Source organism: Streptococcus australis (genome assembly GCF_019930045.1).
GTDB lineage: Bacteria > Bacillota > Bacilli > Lactobacillales > Streptococcaceae > Streptococcus > Streptococcus australis_D.
The window spans coordinates 1-3658 of sequence record NZ_JAHZQQ010000090.1; the positions used below are offsets into that span (position 1 = coordinate 1).

Genomic DNA, 3658 nt, shown 5'->3' on the forward strand with positions numbered 1-3658 from the left:
CTTTATGCTGTTTTTCGCAATTCTAGTATATCAGATGAACGTATCTTTTGTGTTGCACTTCATTTTACAACAGGGCAGAAGAAGCAATCGTGCAAAAAAGAGAAAAAAATCTTGACAGTGAAAGTACCGCTATGTTACAATAATAGACGGTACTTTTTACTTTTGGTCTCTCAAGAGTGTACAGGGACGTGCTGACAAATGTTGCAAAAGTACACACAGATGGTAGCTGTCACCAAGTGTATCATCACCAAAAATAAAAAAATACAGGAGAATGTAGATGCCTACAATTAACCAATTGGTTCGCAAACCGCGTAAATCAAAAGTAGAAAAATCTAAATCACCAGCTTTGAACGTTGGTTACAACAGTCATAAAAAAGTTCAAACAAACGTTTCTTCACCACAAAAACGTGGTGTTGCAACTCGTGTTGGAACAATGACACCTAAAAAACCTAACTCTGCCCTTCGTAAATTCGCTCGTGTACGTTTGAGCAACTTGATCGAAGTTACTGCCTACATCCCAGGTATCGGACACAACTTGCAAGAGCACAGCGTGGTGCTTCTTCGCGGTGGACGTGTAAAAGACCTTCCAGGGGTACGTTACCATATCGTCCGTGGTGCACTTGATACTGCAGGTGTTAACGATCGTAAACAAGGCCGTTCTAAATACGGTACTAAACGTCCAAAAGCATAAGGAAAGGGGATAAAGAGAAATGAGTCGTAAAAATAGAGCTCCAAAGCGCGATGTATTGCCAGATCCGCTTTACAATTCACAACTAGTTACTCGTCTTATCAACCGCGTTATGCTTGATGGTAAACGTGGTACAGCAGCTTCAATCGTTTATGGTGCTTTTGAGCAAATCAAAGAAGCTACTGGAAATGACGCGCTTGAAGTATTTGAAACAGCAATGGAAAACATCATGCCTGTACTTGAAGTACGTGCACGTCGTGTTGGTGGATCTAACTACCAAGTCCCAGTTGAAGTTCGTCCAGAACGTCGTACAACACTTGGACTTCGTTGGTTGGTAACCATCGCTCGTCAACGTGGTGAGCACACAATGGTTGACCGCCTTGCTAAAGAAATCTTGGATGCTGCAAACAACACTGGTGCAGCAGTTAAGAAACGTGAAGACACTCACCGTATGGCTGAAGCTAACCGTGCCTTCGCACACTTCCGCTGGTAAGAAAATGATACCAAGAGCGCTAAAGGCCCAAGGCAAAAATAGGAAACTGATGCAGTGTTCCGTGAACACAAAGCAGTTTATCTTTTTTGCGCCGGGCCTCGCTCGGGTTCAAATCAGTTAACTTGAGCTTTTAGCCCGAGTTCAATTGAGCTCAAATCAGCTAAATCAAACAGGATAAACAATGAGAACGGGTAGGTCCTGCCTATCCGTTTTTGTTAAATCATGTTATAATAGTATAGAAATAAAAAATATAGGAGAACAAAACCTCATGGCACGCGAATTTTCACTTGAAAAAACTCGTAATATCGGTATCATGGCCCACGTCGATGCTGGTAAAACAACTACAACTGAGCGTATCCTTTACTACACTGGTAAGATTCACAAAATCGGTGAAACTCACGAAGGTGCGTCACAAATGGACTGGATGGAGCAAGAACAAGAACGTGGTATCACTATCACATCTGCTGCGACAACTGCTCAATGGAAAGACACTCGTGTTAACATCATCGACACACCAGGACACGTGGACTTCACTATCGAAGTACAACGTTCACTCCGCGTTTTGGACGGTGCTGTAACGGTTCTTGACTCACAATCAGGTGTTGAGCCTCAAACAGAAACAGTTTGGCGCCAAGCGACTGAATACCGTGTTCCTCGTATCGTATTTGCGAACAAGATGGATAAAATCGGTGCTGACTTCCTTTACTCAGTAAGCACACTTCATGATCGTCTTCAAGCAAACGCACACCCAATTCAATTGCCAATCGGTTCAGAAGATGACTTCCGTGGAATCATCGACTTGATCAAGATGAAAGCTGAAATCTACACCAACGACCTTGGTACAGATATTCTTGAAGAAGATATCCCAGCTGAATACCTTGACCAAGCTCAAGAATACCGTGAAAAATTGGTTGAAGCAGTTGCTGAAACTGATGAAGACTTGATGATGAAATACCTTGAAGGTGAAGAAATCACTAACGAAGAATTGAAAGCTGCTATCCGTAAAGCAACTATCAATGTTGAATTCTTCCCAGTGCTTTGTGGTTCTGCCTTCAAGAACAAAGGAGTTCAATTGATGTTGGATGCAGTCCTTGACTATCTTCCAAGCCCACTTGATATCCCTGCAATCAAGGGTGTAAACCCAGATACAGACGAAGAAGAAGAACGTCCAGCATCTGATGAAGAGCCATTTGCAGCTCTTGCCTTCAAGATCATGACCGACCCATTCGTAGGTCGTTTGACATTCTTCCGTGTTTACTCAGGTGTCTTGAACTCAGGTTCATACGTATTGAACACTTCTAAAGGTAAACGTGAACGTATCGGACGTATCCTTCAAATGCACGCCAACACTCGTATGGAAATCGAAACAGTTTACTCTGGAGATATCGCAGCTGCTGTTGGTTTGAAAGATACAACAACTGGTGACTCATTGACAGATGAAAAAGCGAAAATTATCCTTGAGTCAATCGAAGTTCCAGAACCAGTTATCCAATTGATGGTTGAGCCAAAATCTAAAGCAGACCAAGATAAGATGGGTATCGCCCTTCAAAAATTGGCTGAAGAAGATCCAACATTCCGCGTTGAAACAAACCCTGAAACTGGTGAAACAGTTATCTCTGGTATGGGTGAGTTGCACTTGGATGTCCTTGTTGACCGTATGAAACGTGAATTCAAGGTTGAAGCAAACGTTGGTGCTCCTCAAGTATCTTACCGTGAAACATTCCGCGCTTCTACACAAGCACGTGGATTCTTCAAACGTCAATCTGGTGGTAAAGGTCAGTTTGGTGATGTTTGGATCGAATTTACTCCAAACGAAGAAGGTAAAGGATTCGAGTTCGAAAATGCGATCGTCGGTGGTGTGGTTCCACGTGAATTCATCCCTGCAGTAGAAAAAGGACTTCAAGAATCTATGGCGAACGGTGTGCTTGCGGGCTACCCAATGGTTGACGTGAAAGCTAAGCTTTACGATGGTTCATACCACGATGTCGACTCATCTGAAACTGCCTTCAAGATTGCTGCATCTCTTGCTCTTAAAGAAGCAGCTAAATCAGCTCAACCAGCTATCCTTGAACCAATGATGCTTGTAACCATCACAGTTCCTGAAGAAAACCTTGGGGATGTTATGGGTCACGTAACTGCTCGTCGTGGACGTGTAGACGGTATGGAAGCACACGGTGCAAGCCAAATCGTTCGTGCTTATGTACCACTTGCTGAAATGTTCGGTTACGCTACTGTCCTTCGTTCTGCAACTCAAGGACGTGGTACTTTCATGATGGTATTTGACCACTACGAAGATGTACCGAAATCAGTACAAGAAGAAATCATTAAAAAAGCTAAAGGTGAAGCATAATTTTACCGTCTAGCTAAAAGCTTTCCTCATAGGAGGATAGCTTTTTTTGATTCGATAAATTGTAAAATATAGTGCAACAAAAAAACTCATAGCGTTTCATTGGGGTAAACTGTAAGTATTCACACAA

Annotated in this window: 3 protein-coding genes; all 3 read left to right on the forward strand. The window is 42.7% G+C overall.

Translation table 11 applies throughout. The annotated features are described in order from the left end of the window. Nucleotides 1–277: 277 nt before the first annotated feature. The 3 genes from rpsL (at nt 278) to fusA (ending at nt 3531) form a co-directional block, all read left to right on the forward strand. A complete protein-coding gene (gene rpsL, locus K1J10_RS10220; RefSeq protein ID WP_001142332.1) occupies nt 278–691 on the forward strand; it encodes a 30S ribosomal protein S12 in 414 nt (137 codons plus the stop codon). A 19-nt stretch (nt 692–710) separates the two neighbouring features. Beyond that, the gene (gene rpsG, locus K1J10_RS10225) at nt 711–1181 is read left to right on the forward strand and encodes a 30S ribosomal protein S7 (protein WP_003003105.1); all 471 of its coding nucleotides are present in this window, start codon (nt 711–713) and stop codon (nt 1179–1181) included. A gap of 268 nt (nt 1182–1449) precedes the next feature. Next, entirely contained in the window at nt 1450–3531 is a 2082-nt protein-coding gene (fusA, locus tag K1J10_RS10230; protein ID WP_223357270.1) for an elongation factor G, read from the forward strand. Nucleotides 3532–3658 lie beyond the last annotated feature (127 nt).